General features: G+C 60.8%; 30 protein-coding genes. 14 read left to right on the top strand and 16 right to left on the bottom strand.

Going from position 1 to position 23,241, the window contains the following annotated elements; all coding sequences use genetic code 11:
- Positions 1-348 precede the first annotated feature (348 nt).
- The gene (locus tag C5J24_RS15565) at positions 349-789 is read right to left on the bottom strand and encodes a hypothetical protein (protein WP_046627116.1); all 441 of its coding nucleotides are present in this window, start codon (positions 787-789) and stop codon (positions 349-351) included.
- Between the two features lie 175 nt (positions 790-964).
- Here C5J24_RS15565 and C5J24_RS15560 point away from each other — a divergent pair, with 175 nt between their 5' ends.
- Positions 965-1,156, top strand: coding sequence for a hypothetical protein (locus C5J24_RS15560; protein ID WP_172723987.1), 192 nt, complete (start codon positions 965-967; stop codon positions 1,154-1,156).
- Between the two features lie 692 nt (positions 1,157-1,848).
- Here C5J24_RS15560 and C5J24_RS15550 read toward each other — a convergent pair.
- Positions 1,849-2,082, bottom strand: a complete 234-nt coding sequence (locus C5J24_RS15550; RefSeq protein WP_105419045.1) for a hypothetical protein — start codon at positions 2,080-2,082, stop codon at positions 1,849-1,851.
- A gap of 717 nt (positions 2,083-2,799) precedes the next feature.
- Here C5J24_RS15550 and msrB point away from each other — a divergent pair.
- Complete coding sequence (gene msrB, locus C5J24_RS15540; protein ID WP_105419041.1) at positions 2,800-3,210, top strand: peptide-methionine (R)-S-oxide reductase MsrB; 411 nt, start codon at positions 2,800-2,802, stop codon at positions 3,208-3,210.
- 105 nt (positions 3,211-3,315) lie between these two features.
- Here msrB and C5J24_RS15535 read toward each other — a convergent pair whose 3' ends face one another.
- From C5J24_RS15535 to C5J24_RS15515, 5 genes are all read right to left on the bottom strand, one after another.
- The gene (locus tag C5J24_RS15535; protein WP_105419039.1) at positions 3,316-3,870 is read right to left on the bottom strand and encodes an ankyrin repeat domain-containing protein; all 555 of its coding nucleotides are present in this window, start codon (positions 3,868-3,870) and stop codon (positions 3,316-3,318) included.
- A 74-nt stretch (positions 3,871-3,944) separates the two neighbouring features.
- Positions 3,945-4,331, bottom strand: coding sequence for a VOC family protein (locus tag C5J24_RS15530; protein ID WP_105419037.1), 387 nt, complete (start codon positions 4,329-4,331; stop codon positions 3,945-3,947).
- 38 nt (positions 4,332-4,369) lie between these two features.
- A complete protein-coding gene (locus C5J24_RS15525; RefSeq protein WP_105419035.1) occupies positions 4,370-4,777 on the bottom strand; it encodes a GFA family protein in 408 nt (135 codons plus the stop codon).
- 17 nt (positions 4,778-4,794) lie between these two features.
- Positions 4,795-5,664, bottom strand: a complete 870-nt coding sequence (locus C5J24_RS15520) for an aldose 1-epimerase family protein (RefSeq protein ID WP_105419034.1) — start codon at positions 5,662-5,664, stop codon at positions 4,795-4,797.
- Positions 5,665-5,755: 91 nt separating this feature from the next.
- A complete protein-coding gene (locus C5J24_RS15515; protein WP_105419033.1) occupies positions 5,756-6,124 on the bottom strand; it encodes a helix-turn-helix domain-containing protein in 369 nt (122 codons plus the stop codon).
- A gap of 110 nt (positions 6,125-6,234) precedes the next feature.
- Between C5J24_RS15515 and C5J24_RS15510 the strand changes: the two genes are divergently transcribed.
- The gene (locus tag C5J24_RS15510; RefSeq protein WP_105419120.1) at positions 6,235-7,113 is read left to right on the top strand and encodes an NAD(P)-dependent oxidoreductase; all 879 of its coding nucleotides are present in this window, start codon (positions 6,235-6,237) and stop codon (positions 7,111-7,113) included.
- Positions 7,110-7,535 (top strand): GFA family protein, encoded by a 426-nt coding sequence (locus C5J24_RS15505; RefSeq protein ID WP_105419032.1) that lies wholly within the window; start codon positions 7,110-7,112, stop codon positions 7,533-7,535. Before C5J24_RS15510 ends, C5J24_RS15505 begins: the two co-directional genes overlap by 4 nt.
- A 2-nt stretch (positions 7,536-7,537) precedes the next feature.
- Here the strand turns inward: C5J24_RS15505 and C5J24_RS15500 are convergent, their stop codons facing one another.
- Positions 7,538-7,945 carry a cupin domain-containing protein gene (locus tag C5J24_RS15500; RefSeq protein ID WP_046627329.1) on the bottom strand — a complete coding sequence of 136 codons (408 nt, stop codon included), beginning with the start codon at positions 7,943-7,945 and terminating at the stop codon, positions 7,538-7,540.
- Between the two features lie 431 nt (positions 7,946-8,376).
- Between C5J24_RS15500 and C5J24_RS15495 the strand changes: the two genes are divergently transcribed.
- Entirely contained in the window at positions 8,377-9,003 is a 627-nt protein-coding gene (locus tag C5J24_RS15495; RefSeq protein WP_105419031.1) for a DUF1062 domain-containing protein, read from the top strand.
- On the opposite strand, the gene C5J24_RS15490 is transcribed toward C5J24_RS15495, so the two are convergent.
- On the bottom strand, positions 9,004-9,930 hold the full coding sequence (locus C5J24_RS15490; RefSeq protein WP_105419030.1) for an SDR family oxidoreductase: 927 nt from the start codon (positions 9,928-9,930) through the stop codon (positions 9,004-9,006).
- Positions 9,931-10,026: 96 nt separating this feature from the next.
- Here C5J24_RS15490 and C5J24_RS15485 point away from each other — a divergent pair, with 96 nt between their 5' ends.
- A complete protein-coding gene (locus tag C5J24_RS15485; protein ID WP_105419029.1) occupies positions 10,027-10,593 on the top strand; it encodes a TetR/AcrR family transcriptional regulator in 567 nt (188 codons plus the stop codon).
- Positions 10,594-10,635: 42 nt separating this feature from the next.
- On the opposite strand, the gene C5J24_RS15480 is transcribed toward C5J24_RS15485, so the two are convergent.
- A complete protein-coding gene (locus C5J24_RS15480; RefSeq protein WP_105419028.1) occupies positions 10,636-11,598 on the bottom strand; it encodes a DMT family transporter in 963 nt (320 codons plus the stop codon).
- 92 nt (positions 11,599-11,690) lie between these two features.
- On the opposite strand from C5J24_RS15480, the gene C5J24_RS15475 reads away from it, so the two are divergent.
- Entirely contained in the window at positions 11,691-12,236 is a 546-nt protein-coding gene (locus C5J24_RS15475; protein ID WP_105419025.1) for a MarR family winged helix-turn-helix transcriptional regulator, read from the top strand.
- 11 nt (positions 12,237-12,247) lie between these two features.
- Here the strand turns inward: C5J24_RS15475 and C5J24_RS15470 are convergent, their stop codons facing one another.
- Complete coding sequence (locus C5J24_RS15470; RefSeq protein ID WP_105419023.1) at positions 12,248-13,150, bottom strand: DMT family transporter; 903 nt, start codon at positions 13,148-13,150, stop codon at positions 12,248-12,250.
- 177 nt (positions 13,151-13,327) lie between these two features.
- Between C5J24_RS15470 and C5J24_RS15465 the strand changes: the two genes are divergently transcribed.
- Positions 13,328-13,960, top strand: a complete 633-nt coding sequence (locus C5J24_RS15465; RefSeq protein WP_105419021.1) for a LysE family translocator — start codon at positions 13,328-13,330, stop codon at positions 13,958-13,960.
- 31 nt (positions 13,961-13,991) lie between these two features.
- On the opposite strand, the gene C5J24_RS15460 is transcribed toward C5J24_RS15465, so the two are convergent.
- The 4 genes from C5J24_RS15460 to C5J24_RS15445 form a co-directional block, all read right to left on the bottom strand.
- Positions 13,992-14,495: a GNAT family N-acetyltransferase gene (locus C5J24_RS15460; protein ID WP_105419019.1), complete on the bottom strand. Its 504-nt coding sequence runs from the start codon at positions 14,493-14,495 to the stop codon at positions 13,992-13,994.
- A 211-nt stretch (positions 14,496-14,706) separates the two neighbouring features.
- Positions 14,707-15,372: a hemolysin III family protein gene (locus C5J24_RS15455; RefSeq protein ID WP_105419017.1), complete on the bottom strand. Its 666-nt coding sequence runs from the start codon at positions 15,370-15,372 to the stop codon at positions 14,707-14,709.
- Between the two features lie 85 nt (positions 15,373-15,457).
- Positions 15,458-15,790: a TraR/DksA family transcriptional regulator gene (locus C5J24_RS15450; protein ID WP_105419016.1), complete on the bottom strand. Its 333-nt coding sequence runs from the start codon at positions 15,788-15,790 to the stop codon at positions 15,458-15,460.
- Positions 15,791-15,804: 14 nt separating this feature from the next.
- A complete protein-coding gene (locus C5J24_RS15445; protein ID WP_105419014.1) occupies positions 15,805-16,215 on the bottom strand; it encodes a universal stress protein in 411 nt (136 codons plus the stop codon).
- A gap of 198 nt (positions 16,216-16,413) precedes the next feature.
- On the opposite strand from C5J24_RS15445, the gene C5J24_RS15440 reads away from it, so the two are divergent.
- The gene (locus tag C5J24_RS15440) at positions 16,414-17,277 is read left to right on the top strand and encodes a VOC family protein (RefSeq protein ID WP_105419012.1); all 864 of its coding nucleotides are present in this window, start codon (positions 16,414-16,416) and stop codon (positions 17,275-17,277) included.
- Between the two features lie 141 nt (positions 17,278-17,418).
- Complete coding sequence (locus tag C5J24_RS15435) at positions 17,419-18,525, top strand: AI-2E family transporter (RefSeq protein ID WP_371674398.1); 1,107 nt, start codon at positions 17,419-17,421, stop codon at positions 18,523-18,525.
- 2 nt (positions 18,526-18,527) lie between these two features.
- Here C5J24_RS15435 and C5J24_RS15430 read toward each other — a convergent pair whose 3' ends face one another.
- Positions 18,528-18,920 (bottom strand): DUF930 domain-containing protein, encoded by a 393-nt coding sequence (locus C5J24_RS15430; RefSeq protein ID WP_105419008.1) that lies wholly within the window; start codon positions 18,918-18,920, stop codon positions 18,528-18,530.
- Positions 18,921-19,036: 116 nt separating this feature from the next.
- Here C5J24_RS15430 and C5J24_RS15425 point away from each other — a divergent pair, with 116 nt between their 5' ends.
- The 4 genes from C5J24_RS15425 (at position 19,037) to C5J24_RS15410 (ending at position 23,185) form a co-directional block, all read left to right on the top strand.
- Complete coding sequence (locus C5J24_RS15425; RefSeq protein WP_105419006.1) at positions 19,037-19,282, top strand: hypothetical protein; 246 nt, start codon at positions 19,037-19,039, stop codon at positions 19,280-19,282.
- Positions 19,283-19,475: 193 nt separating this feature from the next.
- A complete protein-coding gene (locus C5J24_RS15420) occupies positions 19,476-21,584 on the top strand; it encodes a S9 family peptidase (RefSeq protein WP_105419004.1) in 2,109 nt (702 codons plus the stop codon).
- Between the two features lie 74 nt (positions 21,585-21,658).
- The gene (locus C5J24_RS15415) at positions 21,659-22,666 is read left to right on the top strand and encodes a hypothetical protein (protein WP_172723986.1); all 1,008 of its coding nucleotides are present in this window, start codon (positions 21,659-21,661) and stop codon (positions 22,664-22,666) included.
- A 3-nt stretch (positions 22,667-22,669) separates the two neighbouring features.
- Positions 22,670-23,185 (top strand): DUF1697 domain-containing protein, encoded by a 516-nt coding sequence (locus tag C5J24_RS15410; RefSeq protein WP_105419000.1) that lies wholly within the window; start codon positions 22,670-22,672, stop codon positions 23,183-23,185.
- The last annotated feature ends 56 nt before the right edge of the window (positions 23,186-23,241 follow it).

Genomic DNA, 23,241 nt, shown 5'->3' with positions numbered 1-23,241 from the left:
GCTTCATGCTCCGTCACCATCCGAACGGCGCGGGCGCGGACTTCAGGAGAGAATTTGTTCGTCGTCTTGCTTGTCATAGACCCTACTTCTCACGAGTTGGGGTCTCCGGCCAAGCCGGGGCGGTTCACTGCGACGGCAAAGGCCTGCTCCACCCGCCGGAGCCACCGCGACTTCGCTGGCGCCCCGGAAAAAATCCCGCTTAGTAAATTCCCTAGGAAATCTAGAAACTCGCTCATCGTACCCCATCGGGACTATCGCAACGCGCCTATCATTGCGCTGGATCTCTTTTGACTGGCTTTCGATACATGCTCAGGCCAGTACCCTAAGGTGATGCGACCGTGAGTAGTCTCAGCGGTCTGCTCTCAGCCCATCCTGACTGAGCGTCTGGACCGTCTTCTCACTAAACATAGGAAATCTGTTCTGCAACAATTGGACAACCATCGACTCTCTCGTCGTGATTGGAACGTGTTTACCGACTCGATGAGTGATCTCTTCCACGCAGCGACCATAAGCCTGCTCTAAACGGATCGTGAGTTCAAAGCCTTCGACGATTTCACCATCTGTAGCGCCCGGATTTGCGATCTTCATCCAACAGAATAGCGGGCTCTCATGGAAGACGTACGGCCGAGGATCGGTCATGCCTGCCTTCCACTCGTGTCGCCCCAAGACGTTTCGTGATCGGAAGATCTGGTAGATTGAATCATTAAGCGGAAGAGCTGAAGCCCGCTTTAAAATTGCATCTATCTCCGGAATGCCTCGCAGGCCGGCTAGGTCATCAGGTGCAGTCATTCCTAGTCTCCAGGTTTCCCTTAGTGTCTCCTCCTGCTCCTGCCATGTTCGGTGGAGGATGTCGTTGCCAACCTTGGCACATCAGAACGGCTCCGTCGGTTCCCGCCTTGGCCACAGGATAGGGCATTCATTAACATCATCTAGTCACGATGTGGCGGTGCGGATGGGGAGCAACATGACGATCGGCCAGAAGGTAGCATTGCTTGCATTCGTGATGCTCGTTGCATTCGCGGGGATTATCTCGCGACACCTATTGTTCGGTAGCTTCAACATGGGGGACAGGACGGGCACGATCGGACTGATGGCGATAATGCTCGCGCTCATCCTTGGGACGGCAACAGCGGCGATTTTCCCCGAAGCCTTCTAAGCTCGGCCCCTCCGCCCCGGCCGAAATAGCGGGCAAGAGCTCGTTGTTTCGGTGCAGCTTGCCGGCTAGCTTCCGATGAATTGGAGGCAATATGTCCGTTCTAACCAGTGTAGCGATTTCCATCGCACTGATAGCGTCAGCTTCAGGTGCCGGTCTAAATGACTTCAGCATTTACGGCGGTGGGGATCGGACGACTTATCTCGGATGCATGAACTGCCTAAACAAAGAACCCGATTCTGTCGGCAACACGTCGGGGAAGTACGGGAGCGAAACATCGAGTACCTCAATCAACAATATTTATTCCGAGTACGCAGATGAAACGTCGGACACGAGCGTCTGCAATAAGTTTGCACTGAATCCCCCGATAGTGGTCGGTGCAAATGGGAAGGTCTACGGTGTATTCTCGATAAATGAGTTCGCCAAAAATCAGCATCCGACGTTTTTGCACATGGCGCGTAGCCACTGCACGCGCCTCTACGGGAGAAGGATGTTCTAGTTTTTGGACCTAGCTTTGTGATCCCACTGCGTCCGATCATCAAATGGTGGCGGCAACTTTGCACCATGAGCGGACATTGCTGGCGTCGCAAAACTGCTTATTCTGCGACCGGCCGAGCTATGTTGGGTTCGCGCTCCCGGCTGGTGCTTGGCCTATGCTTAAGCAACGGTTCGGCATCATACATCATAAGAAGGCGTCACTCAGCCGAGAATTTCACCGTCACGCCGCGCTGCCGAAAGTAGGCCTGCATCAGCTTCCTGCCAGAACGGTTGTTCTGCACGAGCTTGGCCGGGTCGAATACGGCCTCTTTCAAACCCGCTCGGGCCATGGCCGCCTTGAGAGCCGCGATATGCACGTCGATGTCGGCATTGTTCGCCAGGAGCGATTCATAAATGCGGCCTGTTGCATCTGCTACGGTCGGTTCAGTCACTGCCACTCTCCTGTTGTTATTCGCGGGGCGCTTATATTGTTATTAGGCTGGCGCTTACCACATTTTTTCGGCTTGACCTTATTGTGGTGAAAAATCCCCTCGTCAATGTGCGACGATAGATTGGAACATCGCCTCCGCTTTCGAAGATGTGAACCCGAAGCAGGCCAGCGGAAACCAGCATTGCGGTCCGGATGCTGGGCAACAACGCGCCAACACCGGACATTAACACTTTCCGGGAAGAGTGGGTGCAACTGGCACGACAATGTGCATTTCATCGGGGATGACGAGCGCCATGCCAGAAGGCAATGCAATGCAAAAATTGTCCGAGAAAGCCCCAGCTCTTGTAGTGACAGCCGTACTGCTAGGGATCATTCCGCATGCCCTGATGGTGTTAGGAATCAGAGGATTTGCAATTGGTTTGACCTTTTTCTTGCTCAATTTGGCGCTCTGCGCAGCGGGGCTTATGACACGGAGATTTCGTATATTCTGGTGGTGTTGGGGTGTTGCGTCGGTCGCTTTATTCCTTCTGTTCGGAATGGCGACGCCGGTCGGGATGCTCCTAGCTCTACCTCTGCTCGTGTCCAACTGGCTTTGATCCAACGGAGTGCTTCGTCCGCTAAGGCCCCGAAACAGCCACGCCGACATCCGCTCTCCAATCGCGGACTTTTCCTTCGCCGTCTCGATGCCTATCTATGGGGAAACGAAAGGAACCTTGCGATGTCCGATGTCATCACCCCGAAAATCCAGAAGACCGATGCGGAATGGCGCGAGATCTTGACGCCCGAACAGTACCGCATCCTGCGGCAGGCCGGCACCGAACGCGCCTTTACCGGGCCCTTCTGGAACAGCCATGAAAAGGGCCTCTACAGCTGCGCCGCCTGCCACGAGCCGCTGTTCGTCTCCGACACCAAGTTCGATTCCGGCTGCGGCTGGCCGAGCTATTTCGAGGCGGTGAATCCGGAAGCGATCACCGAAATCCGCGATTTATCGCACGGCATGGTGCGCACCGAAGTTCGCTGCAGTAATTGCGGCGGCCATCTCGGCCACGTCTTCCCCGACGGCCCGCCGCCGACCGGCCTGCGCTACTGCATCAACGGCCACGCGATGGACTTCGAGGCGATGAAGTAACAACGAAGGTACCGGATATCCCTGTCACAGAGGTCGGCCGCACGCTTGCAAATTTTGTGGGCGAACTCTGCAATAGTCGCTGTCCGGTTTCTTTCCCGCCGCCTTTCAGTCCCTCGCTCCACCCTCTTCCATGACTTTTATGAATTCCTCGTCGCGAGTTCCGCGCGCAAAGGAAAGAGCCGTCTCGCCTTTACTACCCTTGGCATTCGGGTTTGCGCCATTGGCCAGCAGTGCGGCGACAACATCGGGTCCATTGTCCTGATTGTTCGCCTGGCAGATAAGCGGGGTCCAACCTCGGACATCCCTCGCTTCAATATCGGCGCCTCGCTGCACGAGGAGGCTGACTGCGTCAGGGTCCGTAATGATGTGAAGAAGGGTGACGCCTTCATCGTTTCTGGCGTTTATATCGGCCCCGTTGGCGAGAAGGAGATCGAGAATTTTCTCGTCAAAGTACATGTCGATAAGATGGATAGGTGAAAATTTGTCTTCATCGACCGAGGTTGCCAATGCAGGGTCTGTAGCGAGCATCGCGTTTACCGTCTTAAGATCACCGACATGGACAGCGTCGTGAAATTTCTCGATCGTTGCCGCGTCCATAGCTGCAGCCGAACCAAGTGAAATACCGAGCATCACCGACAGGCGAAGGAATAAACGGAGCATTTTTCTCGTCTTATCTGACCTACTGTCGGTCAACCTATCATACTCGGAAAGACGCGGAACTCTGCTCTAGCGGCTCAATAATCGTCGCTGATCTCGAGCCAGTAGCCGTCCGGGTCCTGCAGGTAGATCGACCGAACGCCATCGGCACGGGTGTAGATCCTGCCCTCGTTTCTGGCCAGATCGCCGTATTTCGTGCCGGTTGCGGCGATGTGGGCGACCGTGGCGTCGAGGTCGGTCACGGCGATGCAGAGATGGGTCGACATGGTGACGTAGGTTTGGCCGAAATCGCCTTCGATCAGGTGGATCGACTGGCTGTCGCCGATGCCGAACCAGCGGATGTTGGGCTTGCGGGCCTTGCACTCGATTTCCGGCAGGCGCAGGATCCGCTGGTAGAAATCGGCGCTGCGGGTGAGGTCCCGGACCATGATGGACAGGTGGTTTATGCGAAGCGACGCGGCCATGGTCTCCCCCCAATCAGCTCTCGCGGGACCGCCTGACGTCAGGTCGGGTCCTTGTCGTAGACGATGATCCCGGGCGGCAGCTGCACCCAGGAATGCCGGCGGCAATCATAGACCGAATCCTGCGGCGCGGGGAAGCCCGGATCGGCGAAGGCGCCGACCGCGACCGCCACGAAATGCTGCTCGGCGCCCTCTTCCGTATGATAGAGATTGGTGCCGCAGACGGGGCAGAAGCGGAACCTGAAGCGGGCGCCCTGGTCTCCGGTGCGGACATATTCGGTGGCCTTGCCGGAGACCTTGAAATCCGGAGCGAAACCGGCAAGTGCCGCAAAGACACTGCCGGTGCGGCGCTGGCAGGCGAAACAATGACAGACGCCGACGCCGAGCGGCTCCCCTTGCAACTCGATCGACAACTGGCCGCAGGAACAGGTGGCTATGCGCGACGACATGGGAGCACCTCGGTTCGTTACGCCGGCAGTTCCACCGTGAAGGCGAAGCGGGCTTTTTCGCCCGGTGCAAGGACCACGCCGTAGGGACGTTTCGCAAGATCGTCCGAGCCGCCGAGTTCGGCGGCGGTGCCGTGCCAGGGTTCGATGCAGATGAAGGGGGCGCCGGGTTTCTGCCAGAGCGCCAGGTTCGGCAGGTTTTCGAAGGAAAATTTCAGCGCGGGACCGCCCTCGGCGGCATAGGTCAGCCCCTCGCCCGCCCCTTCCGGAAAGATCATCGCATCCGCCTCGAACATCGCGTGGTCGAGGGTCAGGCTGCCGGCCTTGAAGGGTGACGGCAGCTTTTCCGGCTTGACCAGCCCGCCCCCCAGCCGCGTCAAAGCCGGTTCGGCGCCGTTGTCGAGGGTGATTTTGTGGGCCTTGCCCGCCGCGCCGGGGATCGGCCAGACAAAGGCCGGGTGGAACCCAAGGCCGAAGGGCATCGGTTTTTGATCGCGGTTCTCGACTTCGGCCGCGACCGTCAGCGTCCGGCCCTCCAGCGAATGCTCGACCGCCAGCAGGAATTCGAACGGATAGACGGCGCGCGTCGCGTCGGAGGCGGCGAGTTCGTAGCGGCACATGGTCCCGCTCGACGAGGCGAGCGTAAATTCGCTGCGGCGGGCAAAACCGTGCTGGCCCATCTCGTAGGGCTTGCCGTCGACGCTGATCCGGTTTTCCGGCGCCTTGCCGACCATCGGGAAGAGAACCGGCGAGCGGCCGTTCCAGAAGGCGGCATCGCCATTCCAGAGAAACGAGCGGCCATCGGCGGCCGTCAGCGCCTGCATCTCGGAGCCGAGCGAGGAGATGTCGACGGTCAGGTACGGGTTGGAAATGCGGGTGACCTCTGACATGGCGGCTCCTTCAGGTTCCGGTTCGGAATCATGCCCTCATCTTTGCGCGCCGGACGTTTCGGTTCAATGACGCGCGAAACCTTTTCGAGCCTCAGGCCCGCATCGCCAGGACGGGTCGGCGCTCCTGTTCGGCCTTCTCCGCCATGCGGATTTCATAAGCCTTGCCCCACTCCGCCATCACCGTCACGGCATGATTGAGGCTGCGGCCGAAATCGGTGGCGGAATATTCCACCCGCTGCACCTTCTCCGCAAACACTTCGCGGCGAATGAGACCGTCCGCCTCCATCTCGCGAAGCTGCTGGGCGAGCACCTTTTCGCTGACGCCTGAGAGTATGCGCTTCAGCTCCCCGAAGCGGCGGGGCTCAATGTTGATCTCCCAAAGGATGTCGGTCTTCCACTTTCCACCGATCACGTTGAGCGCGCTCGCAAAACCGCAATCGTCGTCCGGCAGGCGTTTCATTCCCGTTCTCCCCTTACTGCAGAGTAACCGCTTACCCGAAGGTGCGTAATTTACCGCCTCCGGCCAGAGGCGTTATCAAAATGCCGTCTCACATATTGGAGTTCGATGCGATGACCACAATAGGGTTTCTCGGCGCCGGCCGAATGGGAACGGCACTTGTTCGTACGCTCGCGAAAAACGGCCACGAGGTGCATGTCTGGAACCGCACGGCGGAAAAGGCGCAGGCGCTCGGCGCTTTTGGGGCACGACCGGAACCGGCACCGGAACGGGCGGCGGCCGGAGCGGAGATCGTTTTCGTCAATCTGCTCGACTATCCCGCTTCCGATGCGCAGCTGAGGAAGCCGGATGTCACCGAGGCGCTGAAGGGCAAGCTGCTCGTGCAGCTCACCTCCGGTTCGCCGAAGACGGCGCGCGACACCGGCGCCTGGGCGGCCGAACACGGCATCGCCTATCTCGACGGGGCGATCATGGCCACGCCGAATTTCATCGGCGAACCGGAGACGCTGATCCTCTACAGCGGGTCGGGCGTCCATTATAGGCAGCACGAAAGGGTGTTTGCCGGGCTCGGCGGGAAATCCGCTTTCGTCAGCGAGGATTTCGGGGCGGCCTCCGCGCTCGACAGCGCCCTTCTCGGCCAGATGTGGGGTACGCTGTTCGGTACGCTCCAGGCGCTCGCCATCACCAAAGCCGAAAATATCGATCCCGAAATCTACGCGAACTATCTAAAGCTTTCCCAACCCGTCATCGATGGGGCGGAACGGGATCTGACGCAACGGGTGCTGGACGGGCGCGACCGGGGCGACGAGGAAACCCTCGCGACGATCGCAGTCCACAATGTGGCCTTCCAGCATCTCGTAGAGATTAACACGGAGCGCGGCATCAACCCGGTGATTGCGAACGCCTTCGGCAGCCTTTTCGAGGCGGCCATCCGGGCTGGCCACGCCGAGGACGACTTCGCGGCGCTGGCGCGCTTCATGGAGACCAAATGACCGAGGCGGAAAACCGGCAAGGAGAGGCCGTCCGCACCGCCGCCTGTTCCTGCGGCAACTTCCGGCTCGCCCTCGCGGGCGCGCCGGAGCGGGTCTATGCCTGCGCCTGCCTCGAATGCCAGAAAGCGACAGGATCGGCGTTTTCCTATCGGGCACGTTATCGCAAGCAGGCAATCGTCGCCGACGAAGGCGAGCGGCGGCGCTTCCGGCGGATCACCGACGAGGGCCGGTGGATGGACCAGGTCTTCTGCCCGAATTGCGGCACGCTGGTCTACATGGAGGCGGAGGTGCTGGAGAACGGGATCGTCGTTTCGGTCGGCTGTTTCGGCGAGCCGGATTTCGCGCCGCCGGCTGCGATCTTCTGGTCGCGCCGGCGCCATGGCTGGTACGAACCGGACGCGGAAATCCGGCTCGTCGAATAGGCTCAGTCTTTCGCGACCTCGCCCGCATATTCATCGTCCGTCACCGCGCCCAGCCATTCCGCCGTGCTGCCGTTCAGCGCTTCCTGGATGGCGATGTGGGTCATGGCGGTGGTCGGGGATGCGCCGTGCCAGTGTTTTTCGCCGGGCGGGAACCAGATCACGTCGCCGGGCCGGATGGCCCGGACCGGCTCGCCCCAGACCTGCGCCAGGCCAGCGCCGGCCGTGACGAGCAGCGTCTGGCCGAGCGGGTGGGTGTGCCAGTCGGTGCGGGCACCCGGTTCGAAGGTGACCGAAAGGGCGCGGACCCGGGCCGGCTCCGGCGCCTCGACGATCGGGTCGAGCCGGACGGTGCCGGTGAAATATTGGGGCGGTGCCTTCGAAGGCTGCGATCCGCTGCGCTTGATGTCCATGGTTCGATCCTCGCTGAACGACTGTTTCGCTTCATATAGGTCAGGACGGCATATAGGTCACAACGGGCGCGGCGCGACGTCCAAAAATTCTTGACTTCGATTTTCGCACGTTTATGCCTTTCAGTCGAAGAGCGTCGGCCTTTGAGGTTCAGTTTGCCTAAGTAATCCCCGGTCTCGACAGGTTCACCCTCCCATGTGTGGAAGAGCGATGACGCTTGCCCGCGTGGGAACACTGTTCATCGGGGTGGCGGCTTGAGACCGGTTTGGCATTGATCGTGCCAGTGCGGCCTCATGCTGCCCTGAACCGTCCGACTAAGACCTCCGACGCTTGCTTTCCACAGTCCGGACCTTCGCCACACCGTGCGCGCCCGAAAAGGGCTTCTTGAGTGCCGTTTCCCGCATGAACTTCCTGACCGGAAGATCAAAACGGCATGTGCGACATCCTCCATCTCGAATGGACTGCAACCCCTAAAACTCCACCCCGGCCGATCCTTGCCTGCAGCGGCTGCGGGCTATCGAGACCGTTCCACTCCAGCGGCCGCATCCGCCTCAACGCCAATGGCAAGCGGCTCGATGCCTGGCTCATCTACAGATGCATCGCCTGCGACGGCACCTGGAACCGGCCGATCTTCGAGCGGCAGACCATCCGGGCGATCGATCCCGTCATGCTCGACGCGATGCAGGCGAGCACGCCGGACTTCGTGGCCCGCATCGAATTCGACGCGCAGGCGCTGAAGGCCAAGGCCGGACGCATCGAGGAAAGCGACGACATCGAGATGCGCAAGGCGGTTCTGCGCCACGATGCGGATTGGCGGCGGATCGCGATCACGCTCGCCCTACCCTACCCGACCGGCCTGCGGCTCGACCGGCTGCTGGCGGCGGAACTTCAGCTGTCGCGCAGCCGGCTGCAGGCGCTTTTCGACAGGCAGGAGATTCGGATCGGGCCGGAGCGGAAGGACGCGCTGAAACGCGGTATCCGCGACGGCACCCTGATCACGCTCGACCTGCGCGACGAGGCCGAGCGAATGGCAGCGGGGAGAGCGGCGATGGGCGGCTGATCAGCGATAACCGGTGGCATCGGCCGGCTTGCCGGGCTCCTGAACCTCTTTCAGGTAGCGCCAGCAATCCGGCCGCGAGCCGTCGACATCGTCGAACTCATAGACCTTGGCAAGGCCGCCGCTCGACAGCGACTGGCCGTTCCAGCGGGCCCGGTCCGGATCGGCGGCAAGCGCTGCCACCGCCCGGCCGATGAAGCGCGGGGTTTCGGAAATGCAGAAATGCGGCTGGGCGACGAGCGCATCCCGCCAGTTCTCCTCAGTCACCCTGTAGATATCCAGCATCATCTCGGAGCGCAGCCAGCCCGGCGTGATCGACACGGAGGTGCTGCCGACCTTCTCGAGATCCTTGCCGTGCGCCCAGGCCATACGCGTCACCCCGGTTTTGGCGAGGTCGTAGAAGGGCGAGAGGCGATAATGTTCGGCATTGTATTCCGCCGTGCCATCGGTGACCTCGACCAGCAGGCCACCGGGCTTTTCGATCATCAGCTTCAGCGCATGATGGGCGGTGATCAGGTGGGTGTCGATCGCCAGCCGCAGCATGCGCAGGCCCTTTTCGAGGTCGTGCTCCCAGACCGGCTTATCCCATTCGAACAGATGTTCGCCGCCCCAGATGTCGTTGACGAGGATATCCAGCCGGCCCTGCTCCCGGCGGATGCGCTCGACGAGCGCTGCGACATCCTCAGGGACGAGGTGATCGAGCGGCACCGCAATCCCCGTGCCGCCGGCTTGCGTCACCAGTTCGGCGGTATCCTCGATCGTCTCCGGCCGCCGGTATTCCGACTGCTTCTGCCGCGTCGTCCGGCCGGTGACATAAACGGTGGCGCCGGCCGCTCCGAGCTCGACCGCGATACCCCGCCCGGCACCCCGCGTGGCGCCGGCCACCAGCGCGATTTTTCCCTCGAGCGGCTTTTTGTACACGTGCGACATGACGGCTCCTTCCCTTCCGGTTCCGTATGGTTAGAACTGGCGCTTCACACAAAGGCAATATATAAACATTTATTCGTTTATAATTCGAGAGGCAAGATGGCGCGACCGAAAACCATGCCGGATAGGGACGTACTGGCGGCGGCACTGAAGGTGATGCACGAAAAAGGCCCGGAGGCGCTGACCTTCGCCTCGCTCGCCACCGCGTGCGGCCTTTCCGGCTCGACGCTGGTGCAGCGCTTCAGGAACAAGGAGGAACTTGCCCGCGCCGCGCTGCTGTTTGCCTGGGACGATCTGGATACCAAGACGGAAGCGGCGATCGCCAGCGCGCCGAAGACGCCTCAAGGCGCCGTGGACATTCTCGTCGCGCTTTCCGGAGACTATGGCGGCATCGAAGCCTATGCCGAAGGCCTGCTGATGCTGCGGGAGGATTTTCGCGATCCGCGCCTGCGCGCCCGCGGCAGCGCCTGGGGCGAAGTTATCTCCACCGCGATCACCGCCTGTTTTGCGGCAACGCCGGGCGCGCCGGACAATATCGGCATGCTGATGGCCTCGCAGTGGCAGGGTTGTCTTCTCTGGTGGGGGTTCAATCCCGCGGGGCCGATCGACGCGCATGTGCGCCGGAGCCTGGAAGCGTTTGTCGCAGCGGTGCTGCCCGGACAATAGAAAAGGCCCGGGATCTTCCGGGCCTTTGGTCAACCTTCTGGCTCAGGCAACCTTGCCGATGCGCCGCGGGCGAAGAATGGCAGCCAGCCTGCGGCAGGCGATCAATAGCATTTCCGTCTTCAGCGACACAATCGCGACACCGGCAAGCACGATCGCGGTGGCGATGATCTCTCTCAGGCTGACGGGTTCGCCCAGCAGGACAAAACCGAGGATAATCGTCCAGGGCGGCAGGAAATAACCGTTCATCGAACCGACAGTCGGACCCGCCTTCTTGAGGATGTTCATGTAGAGAACGATCGGCAGGGCCGTTCCGAACACGCCGAGAACGAGAAGCAGCGGCAGGTTGTCGAGTGCCGGAGAGAAGGCCGAAAGACCGCCGAGATAGATCATCACCGCGAAGGTCGGCAGGCCGGAAAACAGCTGCTGTCCCAGCGCCAGCCGGACCGGCTGAGCACCGGGAATGCCGCGCACATAAAGATTGCCGAGCGCGTAGCTGACCGCGACGATGGCCACGGCGCCGACGCCGCGAAGGCTGACATTGTCGGCACCGAGCGCTGCCGGGCCGATCAGCAGGACCATGCCGCCGAAGCCGGTTGCAAGCCCGAGCGCCACTTTCGGCGTCAGCCGCTCGCTCGCAAACAGCGCCTGCGCCAGAACCGCGACGACGAGCGGCGTGGAGGCCTGGATCATCGATGTCAGGCCCGCCGAGATTTCCGTCAGCGCATAGGCCGTCAGGCTGTTCGGCACGACGCCCTGCAGGAAACCAAGGACGACCCAGTCGCGCATTTCCCGTCCACGCGGGAGAATGTTGTGGCCGGAGACGATCATCCAGATGGCGATCAGGCTGCCGCCCATCAGCCCCCTCACCGCCGTCAGGGCGAGCGGAGAGAGCGCGGTGCCGGCCAGCTTCAGGAGAATGAAAGCGCCTCCCCACAGGAAGGAACAGGCAAGCATCTGCACGATCAGCGGAATTTCAAAGGACTTCCTTGCGGCGATCGAAGGCATGGTCGGTTCCTCACCTATTTATCTTCAGGTGAAGATATTTGCTCCCAATTTATCTTCATGTCAAGATAGTTTTATCGAGACGGAGAATCGCAATGGCGCAGACGCAAAAAACGCAGGATCACATCGACCGGGCGCGGGCCCAGTGGGCCAAACAATTGCCGGATCTCGACACGGGTCCGATGGAGATTCTCGGCCGTATCTACCGCCTGTCGCGGCTGATCACGCCGTCGATCGAGGCGACGTTCGCGTCGTTTCAGCTGGACCGCGGGGAATTCGATGTCGTGGGCACGCTGCTGCGCTCCGGGCCGCCCCATCGGCTGACGCCGACGGAACTCTACCGGTCGCTGATGATCGCCTCTGGCAGCCTCACCCACCGGCTGGGCCGGCTGGAAAAGGCCGGCCTGATCAAGCGCGTCCCGTCCGACAGCGACGGCCGCAGCCTTTCCGTACAGTTGACCGACAAGGGCATCGGCAGAGCGGAAGCCGCGTTCCGGCAGGACATGGCGAGTGAGGCGGCGGCGATCGCGGGCTTCGATCCGGAAAAGAAGGCGCAGCTTGCAGACCTGCTGCGGGAGCTGAACCTTGCCGTCGAGGCTCATCTTTCACGACAGGGACCGTCGGAGCCGACGGAGGATTGACGAAGGCGGGCTCACACGGAAACGAGCTTTTGACGTGGCGGCAAGGTCATGGCGGCAACGCCTGCGACGACGCAGACGAGGCCAGCCCATGCGCCCGGATGCAGGCTTTCGCCGAGGAAAACGACGCCGATCGCCACCCCGACGGGCACCCGCAGATAGGCCTGCGACGTCGCGCCGACCGAGCCGAGCGTCTGCATCAGCCTGAAATAGATGACGAAGGCGAGCGCCGTCGAAAACACCGAGAGCGCCACCAGCGCGAGGATCGATTCCATAGAGGGCTCAAGCGTCCAGGGCCGGTCGACGATCAGGCTTGCCGGGACCAGCAGCGCGGCGCCGCAGACGAGCGAGCCCGCCGCCGGCATGATCGGGTCGAGACCCTTGAAGTTCTTGCCGAAGATCGCCGCGCCGGCATAACACACCGTCGCCAGCACGATCGCCAGCTGCGGCACCAGCCTCTCCCCGAGCCCCGACAGCACTTCGACGCCGATCACCATGCAGATGCCGACCAGCCCCGCGCCGACGCCGAACAGTTTTCGCACCGTCACCGGCTCGTGGCGGGTGATCAATGCCGTGATCAGGAAGGCGAAGATCGGCGTGGTGGAATTGAGGATCGCCGCAAGCCCGGCATCGGTCGACTGTTCCGCCCAGGCGATCAGCGTGAAGGGAATGGCGCTGTTCAGGCAGGCCTGGAACAGGAAGCGCGCCCAAGTGGCCCTGTCGCGCGGCAGCTTCAGGCCGCGCCAGCGGATGACGGCAAGCAGCACCGCTCCGGCGATCAGGGTCCGCAGCGCGATCAGCGTGACCGGCGGGATGGTTTCGACGCCGATCTTGATGAACGTATAGGAAGCGCCCCAGAGCGTGGAGAGCGCCAGAAGCAGCGCCAGTTCCCTGGTCATATTCGGTGTGTTCGGCATGATCTCGCCCGGCTTGTTCGCATTTCGATGCGGATGTTCTAGGTCAGGAAGGAGGGCGGATGCTTCGGTGCGGATCGAAGTGTTCTCAAGTTGCGGTGTTCAAGGGGCGTGCAGTGAGCGCACTTGCGGGCGGGCACCGCCTGTTGCAATGATGCGGGCTCACTCAAGGAACACGATATGCCCTCGACCGAGCTGTTTCTCGCCTTTCTCGCCACCACCGTGGTGTTCGCCTACATACCCGGACCGGCCATGATTTATGCCGCGGCCCAGACGCTGGCGCGCGGGCGGTGGTCGGGCCTGATGGCCTCGCTCGGCATCCATATCGGCGGTTACGCGCATGTGTTCGCCGCAGCCGCGGGGCTTTCTGTGCTATTCCACGCGGTGCCTATGCTCTACCTGGCGGTGAAGCTCGCCGGTGCCGCTTATCTCGTCTGGCTCGGGATCTCGCTGTTTCGCGCCAAGGCGGCCGGCGATCTCGAACTTCCGGAGATTGCCCAGAAATCCGGCCGGCGGGCGTTTTTCGAAAGCATCACGGTGGAAGTGCTGAACCCGAAGACGGCGATCTTCTTCCTCGCCTTCCTGCCGCAGTTCATCGACGCCTCGGCCGCCTTCCCCATCTGGCTGCAGTTCGTGATCCTCGGCACGATCGTCAACCTGATGTTCTCGTCCGCCGATATCGTCTGCGTGCTGCTGGCCGGCGCGGTGATCACCCGGCTGAAGCGATCGAGCGGCGCGCAACGGCTGATGCAGAGAGCCGGTGGGGCGCTGCTTGTCGGGCTCGGCGCACATCTGGCGCTGCAGCGAAGCTAGTCAGCTCATTAAAAAGCAGCCCTGCGCCATCTCACCCCGTGACCTTCAGCTCCATGCAGGTCAGATCCAGCCAGCGGCCGAACTTGGTGCCGACTTCGGAAAACGTGCCGGCGGTGCGGAAGCCGAGTTTTTCGTGCAGGCCGATCGAGGCGGTATTTCCGGCCTCGATGCAGGCGACCATGACGTGGATGCCGTTCTCGGAGGCGCGGGCGATCAGGTCCCGCATCAGCAGCCGGCCGATGCCGGCGCCGCGGAAATCACGGTGGACGTAGACGGAATGCTCGACCGTGTGGCGGAAGCCGTCGAAGGCGCGCCAGTCGCCGTAGGAAGCGTAACCGGCGACCTTGCCGTTCACGTCCGCCACCAGAACCGGGAAGCCTCGGGCCTTACGGGCGGCGAACCATTCCTTGCGGTTCTGGAGATCGACCAGGACTTCGTTCCAGATCGCCGTCGTGTTGGCGACGGCGTCGTTGTAGATTTCCATGACGGTCGGGAGATCGGCTTCGGTGGCGTCGCGTACAAGGGGTTCGGTCATCAGGTTTTGTCCATCATGATACTCGTTTGTCCATTATATCAGACGATCGAATGACGAGTCCAGATTTGCTGGTCTGCTCTTTGGATAACTTCATTGGAATCAATGCGGGAGGGGCAAGCGCGGTATCTGCTGATGGTCCTGGCTTGCCGACGGAATGCGGGAGTAGCGAGCCTGAAGCCGGTCGCCTACCCGCGATAAACCGAACCTCGGATCAGAAACCGCCGGAGAGGCTGAAGCAGGTCATCACCGCGCCGTAGTGGACGGCGGCGGCGGCGACGACGAACCCGTGCCAGATGGCGTTCTGGAACCGCAGCCGTTCCCAGACGTGGAAGATCACGCCAAGCGAATAGATGAAGCCGCCGATGACGATCAGCCAGACGGTGACGGCCGGCAGATATTGCGAGATCGGCCCCGCCACCATCACGCCGCTCCAGCCCATGGCGAGATAGAGCAGGATCGTCAGCTTGTCGAAACGGCCGGGAAACAGGCATTTCAGCGTGATGCCGAAAATGGCCGTCGCCCAGATCGCCAGAAGCATGGCGAATATCCAGGGGTCCTGCGCGCCGCGTTGCAGGAACGGCGTGTAGGTCGCGGCGATCAGGATGAAGATCGCCGAATGGTCGAGCCGCCGCAGCACCCATTTGGTTCGCGAGTGAGGCCAGATATTGTAGGTGAAAGAGATCGACAGGCAGATGATCAGCCCGAGGCCGTAGATCCAGGCGGCGGCGATTTCGCCATGGCTCGACCAGACGGTCGCGTAGAAGATCAGGGCGGTGGCGCCGACAAGCGCAAACACGATGCCGACGCCGTGGATGATGCCATCCGCGACGATCTCGTGAAAATCGTATTTCCGCCCGAAATTGAAAAACTCGTTCATCCGACCTTCCGCCTGCATGGATCTAAGAATGAGCATGACCAGGGAGGAAGGCAAGAGAGGGAGGATTCACATTCCATTTCCCGCGTTAAAGTTCGGCCGGCACCTCGGCGGCGCAGGTCTGGCAAAGGGGCGTGTGCGGCACGGCATCGAGGCGTTTCTCGGCGATCGGCTGGCCGCACCTGGCGCAGATGCCGAACGTGCCGGCGGCGATGCGGTGAAGTGCCGCATCGATGGCCGCAAGCTCCCGTTCGCCGGTTTCGCCGAGTTCTCGCAGCACCTCGTCATTGTTGCGTTCGACCGCGCGGTCGTCGTCGTCCGGGTTGCGGGGCGTGACGAAATCCGCTTCGATGCGGCTCAGGCGGCTTTCCAGCTCCGCCTTTCTCGCCCTCAGAACACTGCCATATCTTGTCGTATCCATGGGTCCGTTCCTTCTCAGCGGTCGACGAGGACCGAGCACGTGGCGTGGCGCACGACGCGGTCGGCGGTGGCACCGATCAGATAGTTCGAGAGGTCCGGGATATGCGAGGCGACGATGATCAGGTCGGCATCCTGATCCACCGAAGCGGCCAGGATTTCCCGCGCCGGCGCGCCCTGGCGGATCTCGATATCAGCTTCGATGCCGACTTTCTCGCGAAGCTCGACGAGCTGCCGTTCGGCATCCTGGCGGGCTGCGACAGTCAGATCGACGGTCAGCTCGGAGACGAGATAAGCGGGCATGTCCTCGACCACGTTGACGATCAGGATCGTGCCGTCCTTGTCGAGAAGGTTCGCCGCGGTAAGCAGGATGCGCTCGCCCTTTTCCAGAGCGGAGACGTCCACTGCGACGATGATCTTCTTGTACATGCGATCTCCTTCAGGTCTTTCGGCCTATCGTATCGTCGCCTGCCCAAAGCCGCCTTGATCAGGGTCAAACGCCTGGTGATCGTCTACAATTTGGAAACGATCAATCGCCGGTTTGCGCTCTTTCGTGAACGATGGGCATGGGCCATATAGGTTGCAACAGGGCGTTTCACCCGCCCGATGTCAGATGAGGATTTCGATATGTCCGATGTCACGCAGCCCTTTGCCCTGACCCGTCCCGCCCATGTCCGCGGCGCGCATCTGGTCGTCAGCGACCTGGCCCTGGTTTCCGGTTTCTACCAGAACATCATCGGTCTGAAGGTCATCGAGAAGAGCCCGAGCGGCGAAGTTCTGGGCGTCGGCGGCCAACCGCTCCTGACGCTTTCGACCGGCAAAAACGTCGCCCGCGCGCCGCGCAATGCCGCCGGCCTGTTCCACACCGCCTTCCTGGTGCCGAACCGGCAGGAGCTTGCCCACTGGCTGGCCCATTCCGCCCACAACAATATCCGGCTGGAGGGCGCTTCCGACCACCTCGTCAGCGAGGCGATCTATCTGTCCGACCCCGAGGGCAACGGTATCGAGATCTACCGGGACCGCACCCCGCAGGAATGGGCCTATCAGCCGGACGGCACGATCGCCATGGCGACGGAACGCCTGAACCTCCAGGAACTCTACAACAGCGCTCCAAAGCATGCCTTTGACGGCATGGCGGATGGCACCGCCGTCGGCCATATCCATCTGCAGGTCGGCGACATCCCGCAGGCAGATGCCTTCTACCGCGACGTGCTGGGCCTGAAGATCATGGCGCGGTATCCGGGCGCCAGCTTCTTTGCGACCGGCGACTACCACCACCATATCGCCGCCAATATCTGGAACAGCCGCGGCGCCCAGGCCCGCGAAGGCAATATGACCGGGCTCTCGGACTACACCGTCCGGTTCAACGACAAGGCGGCGCTCGACAGGGCGCTGACGGCGCTCGATGCCCAAGAGATCGCCGCGACCAAAACCGCCGAAGGCTGGTCGCTGAAGGACCCCTGGGGCATCGGCCTGACGCTCGCCGCCTGAGCGTTGCCACCCCGTTTTGCGCACAAGCGGCGTTCCGGAACCGGAGCGCCGCTTTCGCGTTGAGAGCGATCACGGGGACCTCTGGACATGACAATCATGAGTGCGCGCGGCAATGGCAAGCTGAAGAAACACCTGACGGACATGTCGGCGCAACGCAAGGAGGCGGTCCTACGTCCGGAAGATATCGAGGCCGCCGAGAACCTGCCGCTGGGGCGCGAGGCGCTCGACGTGGCGATGGCATGGGCGGTGATCGGCATTTTCGCGATCGTGTTCTTCTCGCTCGTCCATTACATGTCGCTGATCCTGATCCCCGTCACGCTCGCCATCGTCGTCGGTCTGATCCTCGGGCTGGTCGCAGATCGCCTCGGCAAGGCAGGCGTGCCCCGTTTCGGCATTGCCTTCATCCTATCGACGCTGGTCTTCGCGACCTTGTTCCTGATCATCAATTCGCTCGCCGAACCGGTCGCGACGCTGATCCAGGAGGGCCCCAATTTCATCGAGCGGACCATCAACCGCATCAAGCCGTTCCTCGAAAGCCAGCATTGGCTGAACGTATCGCCCGCGACATTCGAGACCGGACCGATGTCGATGCAGTCGCTGATCGAGAATTCCGGAAACATCCTCGGCATCGTCACCGCCAACCTGACCCCGGCAATCATCCAGGGGATGATCTTCTTTGCAGCCCTGCTACTCTTCCTCTACGGCCGGGTGCGGCTGCGGCGCACCATCATTCTCGCCTTCCCGACACGCCGCCAGCGGCTGATGGCGATCCGGGTGCTCAACTCGATCGACCAGGTGCTCGGTTATTATTTCGCGACCGCCAGCCTTCTCTATCTGGGACTTGGGGTCGTGATGGCGCTGATCGCCTATTTCGGCGGGCTTTCGATGCCGGTCCTGTGGGGCCTGTTCGCCTTCGTCTCGAGCTTCATCCCGTTCCTCGGCATCACCCTGATGACCGTTTCGGTTGCGATCGCCGGCATTCTTACCCACGACGCACTCTTCCTCGGCCTGATCCCGGCGATTATCTTCTTCACCATCCACCTTGCGATGGAGAACCTGCTCTTCCCGGCGATCATGGGCCGGCAATGGGAGATCAATCCCTTCATCGTCTTCATCGCCATCCTGTTCTGGACCTGGATGTGGGGCGCGGTCGGGGCGATGCTCGCCCTGCCGCTTTCCCTGATCATGATGACGGTGCTGAACGAACTTTTCCCCGACCGGAAAACCGTGCCGCACTTGCCGGGATGACCTCACTCGTAGAGGTAATATTTTTCCCACTCTTCGCGCGGGACCTTCGAGCCGATCTTGTAGTCGAAGGACATCACTTCCAGGCCCTTGTCGCCGGTCTCGCATTTGTATTTGAGCCGGTACCAGTCGCCGGCGCTGCGGAAAACGGCGCCCGGCGCACGGATGGCGTTGCCGGCCTCGATCGGATCGCCAAACGTGTAGGCAATCACCTTGTCCGGTTTGAACTCGCCCTTGTTGTCCTTTTTGATGCGATCCATCGCCTCGATATCGCAGCGCTGTTCGCGCCGCTCGTCCGGGGCGAGCGCATCAAGCTGTCGGACGATGCGGGCATCGAGGGCATGCGCCGGCAGGGCCGAAAGAAGGATGAGCGCGGTGAGTGGCCAGATTTTTATCATGTCATTTCCTATCCAATATGACTCGGACGGGCGGAAACTATGAGAGGGCTACGCGATTGACCACCTACCAGAACGGGAAATAGGATGATGTGATTGGGTGGGGGTAATGGGGCTGGATGACGGACGGTGCGCTTTCTGACGCGAAGAAGGAACAGATAAAACTGCGCGCAACATTCCTGAACAACATCGGGATCGGTGCCATTCTGATCGGCGTATTCACGCCGGTTACGCGCGTTACTCTCGAATTGCCGGTGGCCAAGCTCGATGTTCTCTGGATCTCGGTCTGGATGATGATTTGCTTTGCGATCGGGCTCGGCTTACATTCACTGGCGACACGATTGCTGAACGGGCTGGATAGATGACCGCAACTGATATCTTCCTCCTCTTCCTTCCTCTTGCCGGATTGCTGCTGATTGCGGCATTTGTCTGGTGGCAGAACGAGCGCGACGCTTCGCTGCCTCACAGGAAGAAATAACACTCGTTCCTTCCCCGCTTGCCTAGCGCCTAAGCGCCCCCTATCTCTGGCACTCCTCGCCTCACAACCGGAGTGCTTCCTTGGCCACCTCCCGCCTATCGCCTTTCGCCAATCTTCCCGCCGCTCCCGTTGCGCCCAAGAAGCCGGTCTCCGATACCCGCCACGGCATTACCCGCAGTGACGACTATGCCTGGTTCCGGGCCGATAACTGGCAGGCGATGTTCAAGGATCCGTCGCTCCTCGATCCGGAAATCCGCAAACATCTGGAGTCCGAGAACGCCTATATGGAAGCGGCCATGGGCGACACGGCCGAGCTGCAGAAAAAGCTGTTTGCCGAAATGCGCGGCCGCATCAAGGAAGACGACAGCTCCGTGCCGATGAAGGACGGGGCCTTTGCCTACGGAACGCTTTATGTCACCGGCGGCGAGCAGCCGCATTATTTTCGCACGCCGCGCGATGGCGGCGAAAAGCACCTCCTGCTCGACGGCGACAAGGAAGCGGTAGGCAAGGATTATTTCCGGCTTTCCGGCATCGACCACGCGAGCGACCATTCCCGCGGCATCTGGGGTTATGACGACAAGGGTTCGGAATATTTCACCCTGCGCATCCGCGACCTCGCGACGGGAGAGGATCTTGCCGACGTGGTCGAAAATACCGGCGGCGGCGGCATCTGGGCGCCTGACGGCAAGAGCTTCTTCTATACGCTGCAGGACGAGAACCACCGCCCCTCGAAAGTCTTCCACCACATTGTCGGCCAGCCGCAGTCGGAAGACCGCCTGGTCTACGAGGAGGAGGATCCGGGTTTCTTCATGGGCGTCGGCGGCTCGCTGCTCGACGATTTCATCTATATCGACATTCACGACCACGAGACGTCGGAATACCGGCTGCTCTCGACCAAGGACCTGACGGCGGAACCGGCGCTGGTCGCCGAACGCGAGGAAGGCATCGAATATTCGATGACCGAAGGCGGCGACGTCTTCTACATCCTCACCAATGACGGCGATGCCAAGGACTTCAAGATCTGCCAAACGCCCGTGACGGCGCCGGGCAAGCAGAACTGGACCGAGGTCGTGCCGCACGAGCCCGGCCGGCTGATCATCAGCCACATGGCATTCGCCCGTTATCTGCTGTGGCTGCAGCGCAAGGACGGTCTGCCGCAGATCATCATCCGCGACCGGACGACCGGCGAGGAACATGCGATCGCCTTTGCGGAAGAGGCATATTCGCTCGGCCTGCAGGGGGCTGCCGAATACGACAGCGACGTCATCCGCTTTTCCTATTCGTCGATGACGACGCCAAGCCAGCTCTACGACTACGACATGAGGACCCGCGAGCGGGTGCTCCTTAAGACCCAGGAAGTGCCGTCTGGCCACAATCCCGACGACTACGTCACCCGCCGGGTGATGGCGCCGGCGCATGACGGCGAACTGGTGCCGGTCTCGCTGCTCTACCGGAAAGATACGCCGCTCGATGGGTCGGCACCCTGCCTGCTCTATGGCTACGGCGCCTACGGCATTACCATTCCGGCCGGGTTCTCGACCAACAACCTGTCGCTCGCCGATCGCGGCTTCGTCTACGCCATCGCCCATGTCCGCGGCGGCAAGGACAAGGGGTTCGCCTGGTACGAAACCGGCAAGATGGAGTTCAAGGAAAACACGTTCAAGGACTTCATCGCCGCCGCCGACCATCTGGTGAGCCAAGGCTTCACCTCCTACGAAAACATCATCGCCGAGGGCGGATCGGCGGGCGGCATGCTGATGGGCGGCATCGCCAACATGGCGCCGGAAAAATTCGCCGGCATCATCGCCGCCGTACCCTTTGTCGACGTCTTGAACACCATGCTTGACGACACGCTGCCGCTCACCCCGCCGGAATGGCCGGAATGGGGCAACCCGATCGACAGCCTCGAAGAATACCAGTGGATCGCCGCCTACTCGCCCTACGACAATGTCGAGGCGAAACCCTATCCGCCGATCCTCGCCATTTCCGGCCTGACAGACCCGCGCGTCACCTACTGGGAACCGACCAAGTGGGTTGCGAAGGTCCGCGAACTCTCGACCGGTACCGCACCGATCCTCTTGAAGACCAACATGGCAGCCGGCCATGGCGGCAAATCGGGACGCTTCCAGCGGCTGGAAGAGATCGCATTCGAATATGCGTTTGCGATCAAGGTGGCGGGGAAGGTGTAGGAACTCGATTGAACCAAATATTGACTTCCCCTTAAAATTGCGCGCATAATACTATGCGCGCTGGGGATATTGTTGTGCTGAACAGAGTTCACAGATCTGTATTGAGACCCGGATTCGTAGCGATTTCAGCTATTCCTATCCTTATATTTTTTGCCATGGAATTTTTAGTGGGAATTGTTTTCGTTTCCGCCGATACTCGCGGTGTCGTTTACTCAGATAGCCCAACTTGCGCTGCTGAGCTATCATATAGACTTCAAATGATAGCAATGATGGCTATATACTTCATTGCCTCTGTTCTAGTTATAGCGTATTTTATTCGGGATATATATAACAATTTCTCAAGCGGCACAGTTCTGCTTGTATTGCTTTCTTATTCCTTGTGTATTGCATCGGCGGCCGTCATAATTGTCGCTGCATATTCGGGAGTAGTCGTTCCAACTACGCGCGAACTTTTGGGTTCTGCCATCTTCGATGAGGCGTTCAAGCGGCTCGCCACGTGCAGCGCCAATTCAAGATGGTCGCAAGCATCATTCGACAAAATAATATACTTTACAAATGTGTTGGCCATTTTAGGCGTGCCCGCCTTCGTTTCTGGCGGCGTTTCTTGTACAGCAAGAATACTTCGGATAAAGGATTCTGCAAATTGGCAATGGCAAGCACAGAGACTGAAGGCTTATATCTTTCTAAGCGCAGCACTACTCGTTATCGGCGTTCTATACATGCGCGCGTGGGTCATTTATCCAGCATTTGCGTTGGAAGAACTACACCGTAAAATTTACATATCCAACGTAAACGCATATATATCCTATTCGGGACTTGAGTTTGTTCTACTCATTGCCGGGTATGCCTTCCCGGTTTATTATGTCTTGCACCGTCGCTCGCAGTCTATTTCAAGTCGAATCTTGATGGACGAGAAGGGCATGACTCAAAGGCCCGATGAAAGGGAATACCTCAGGGAATTGACCGTGATTGCCGTTCGCGAAAAGATTAACATCAACGCCTCGGAGTTTGGCGCAATGCTTGCAGCCTTATCGTCTCCCTTAATTGCCGGAAGCCTGCCGAGCCTAGTCGGCCTTTTTTGAACCATGACAGTCTACATTGCCCTGCTTCGCGCGGTGAACGTCGCCGGCACGGCACTCCCAATGACCGAACTCAAGGCGATCTGCGAAACCCTCGACTTCACCGACGTGAAAACCTATATCCAGAGCGGCAACGTGCTGTTCCGGTCCGACGAGACGGAGGCCGAGGTCGCCGAGAAGCTTGACGAAGCGTTGGGCGGGAAATTGGGCAAAAAGCCCGGCGTGATGGCGCGCTCGACGCGGGAGATGGCGGCGATTGCCGAGAACGCGCCCTTCCCCGATGCCAAGCCGAACTTTCTGCTCGTGCATTTCCTGCCCGACAAGGCCCCGAACGATGCGCTCGAGAAGATGGTCGCGCCGGATGGCGAGGAGGCGGTCGCCGCCGGGCGCGAGATTTATGTCCACTACCCGGTCGGCTCGGGCAAATCGAAGCTGAAGCTTCCGGCCCTGAAACCGGGCACGTCGCGCAATCTCAACACGGTTCGCAAGCTCGCCGAAATGGCCCGCGCCATGGAAGGCTGACCGGCCGGGGGCGGGCATCGTCGTTCCGATCGTCCGCCATGCCCTTATCTTTCAGG

It is taken from the genome of Neorhizobium sp. T25_27 (assembly GCF_002968565.1).
GTDB classification, from domain to species: Bacteria; Pseudomonadota; Alphaproteobacteria; order Rhizobiales; family Rhizobiaceae; genus Neorhizobium; species Neorhizobium tomejilense.
The sequence above is the reverse complement of the archived record's forward strand: the minus strand, read 5'-3'. Positions and strand labels throughout refer to the sequence as shown.

Excerpts from the sequence above, each read along its gene's own strand:
- C5J24_RS15565 (WP_046627116.1), bottom strand. The coding sequence starts at position 789 with ATGACTGCACCTGATGACCTAGCCGGCCTGCGAGGCATTCCGGAGATA.
- C5J24_RS15450 (WP_105419016.1), bottom strand. The coding sequence starts at position 15,790 with ATGGATACGACAAGATATGGCAGTGTTCTGAGGGCGAGAAAGGCGGAG.
- C5J24_RS15520 (WP_105419034.1), bottom strand. The coding sequence starts at position 5,664 with ATGTCAGAGGTCACCCGCATTTCCAACCCGTACCTGACCGTCGACATC.
- C5J24_RS15560 (WP_172723987.1), top strand. The coding sequence starts at position 965 with ATGACGATCGGCCAGAAGGTAGCATTGCTTGCATTCGTGATGCTCGTT.
- C5J24_RS15435 (WP_371674398.1), top strand. The coding sequence starts at position 17,419 with ATGTCGGCGCAACGCAAGGAGGCGGTCCTACGTCCGGAAGATATCGAG.
- C5J24_RS15535 (WP_105419039.1), bottom strand. The coding sequence starts at position 3,870 with ATGCTCCGTTTATTCCTTCGCCTGTCGGTGATGCTCGGTATTTCACTT.
- C5J24_RS15455 (WP_105419017.1), bottom strand. The coding sequence starts at position 15,372 with ATGAACGAGTTTTTCAATTTCGGGCGGAAATACGATTTTCACGAGATC.
- C5J24_RS15425 (WP_105419006.1), top strand. The coding sequence starts at position 19,037 with ATGACGGACGGTGCGCTTTCTGACGCGAAGAAGGAACAGATAAAACTG.
- C5J24_RS15430 (WP_105419008.1), bottom strand. The coding sequence starts at position 18,920 with ATGATAAAAATCTGGCCACTCACCGCGCTCATCCTTCTTTCGGCCCTG.
- C5J24_RS15410 (WP_105419000.1), top strand. The coding sequence starts at position 22,670 with ATGACAGTCTACATTGCCCTGCTTCGCGCGGTGAACGTCGCCGGCACG.
- C5J24_RS15525 (WP_105419035.1), bottom strand. The coding sequence starts at position 4,777 with ATGTCGTCGCGCATAGCCACCTGTTCCTGCGGCCAGTTGTCGATCGAG.
- C5J24_RS15510 (WP_105419120.1), top strand. The coding sequence starts at position 6,235 with ATGACCACAATAGGGTTTCTCGGCGCCGGCCGAATGGGAACGGCACTT.
- C5J24_RS15530 (WP_105419037.1), bottom strand. The coding sequence starts at position 4,331 with ATGGCCGCGTCGCTTCGCATAAACCACCTGTCCATCATGGTCCGGGAC.
- C5J24_RS15485 (WP_105419029.1), top strand. The coding sequence starts at position 10,027 with ATGGCGCGACCGAAAACCATGCCGGATAGGGACGTACTGGCGGCGGCA.
- C5J24_RS15500 (WP_046627329.1), bottom strand. The coding sequence starts at position 7,945 with ATGGACATCAAGCGCAGCGGATCGCAGCCTTCGAAGGCACCGCCCCAA.
- C5J24_RS15480 (WP_105419028.1), bottom strand. The coding sequence starts at position 11,598 with ATGCCTTCGATCGCCGCAAGGAAGTCCTTTGAAATTCCGCTGATCGTG.
- C5J24_RS15460 (WP_105419019.1), bottom strand. The coding sequence starts at position 14,495 with ATGACCGAACCCCTTGTACGCGACGCCACCGAAGCCGATCTCCCGACC.
- C5J24_RS15445 (WP_105419014.1), bottom strand. The coding sequence starts at position 16,215 with ATGTACAAGAAGATCATCGTCGCAGTGGACGTCTCCGCTCTGGAAAAG.
- C5J24_RS15465 (WP_105419021.1), top strand. The coding sequence starts at position 13,328 with ATGCCCTCGACCGAGCTGTTTCTCGCCTTTCTCGCCACCACCGTGGTG.
- C5J24_RS15495 (WP_105419031.1), top strand. The coding sequence starts at position 8,377 with ATGTGCGACATCCTCCATCTCGAATGGACTGCAACCCCTAAAACTCCA.
- C5J24_RS15505 (WP_105419032.1), top strand. The coding sequence starts at position 7,110 with ATGACCGAGGCGGAAAACCGGCAAGGAGAGGCCGTCCGCACCGCCGCC.
- C5J24_RS15440 (WP_105419012.1), top strand. The coding sequence starts at position 16,414 with ATGTCCGATGTCACGCAGCCCTTTGCCCTGACCCGTCCCGCCCATGTC.
- C5J24_RS15490 (WP_105419030.1), bottom strand. The coding sequence starts at position 9,930 with ATGTCGCACGTGTACAAAAAGCCGCTCGAGGGAAAAATCGCGCTGGTG.
- C5J24_RS15475 (WP_105419025.1), top strand. The coding sequence starts at position 11,691 with ATGGCGCAGACGCAAAAAACGCAGGATCACATCGACCGGGCGCGGGCC.
- msrB (WP_105419041.1), top strand. The coding sequence starts at position 2,800 with ATGTCCGATGTCATCACCCCGAAAATCCAGAAGACCGATGCGGAATGG.
- C5J24_RS15515 (WP_105419033.1), bottom strand. The coding sequence starts at position 6,124 with ATGAAACGCCTGCCGGACGACGATTGCGGTTTTGCGAGCGCGCTCAAC.
- C5J24_RS15470 (WP_105419023.1), bottom strand. The coding sequence starts at position 13,150 with ATGCCGAACACACCGAATATGACCAGGGAACTGGCGCTGCTTCTGGCG.